Annotated in this window: 1 protein-coding gene; it reads left to right on the forward strand. The window is 33.5% G+C overall.

The genetic code is table 11. From position 1 onward, the window contains the following. On the forward strand, positions 1-457 hold a 457-nt coding region (locus tag GVL04_RS24145; protein ID WP_200846957.1), incomplete at both ends, for a hypothetical protein.

Below are 457 nucleotides of genomic sequence, written 5' to 3' on the forward strand. Positions count from 1 at the left end.
GTTTAAAAATGGAGCGTGGAGCTAATCGCTACGAGAATAACGAAAAGCAACCCCAATACATACAAGATTATAAAACTTACGCTCAATTTAAAGAACAAGAAAAAGCATTGCTTCAAAGAATACAAGAACAAGAGCATAAATTAACGCAAATGGCCCTAGAATTGAAAAAAAAAGAAAAAGAGATACAAGACAAGGCTAAAGAGTTAAAATCGAAAGAAAACGAATTACAAGCGAAAATAGAGCAACATCAAAAACATATACAACCTTTCGAACTAGGACACGAAAGAGCTTTAAAGGAGCTTACACAAGAGTTTGAAAAGCGTTTAAGCCTATGGAAAAACATTTTAACCTTTGGAAAATACAACGCCAAAGTAAGAGAAGACTATCAGCTAACTAAAAATGCTTTTTTAATTAGCACAGATGAAAGCAGGAGAGAAGCTAACAAAGAGCTTGAATA

Source organism: Arthrobacter sp. 18067 (genome assembly GCF_902706295.1).
Classification (GTDB): Bacteria; Actinomycetota; Actinomycetes; order Actinomycetales; family Micrococcaceae; genus Arthrobacter.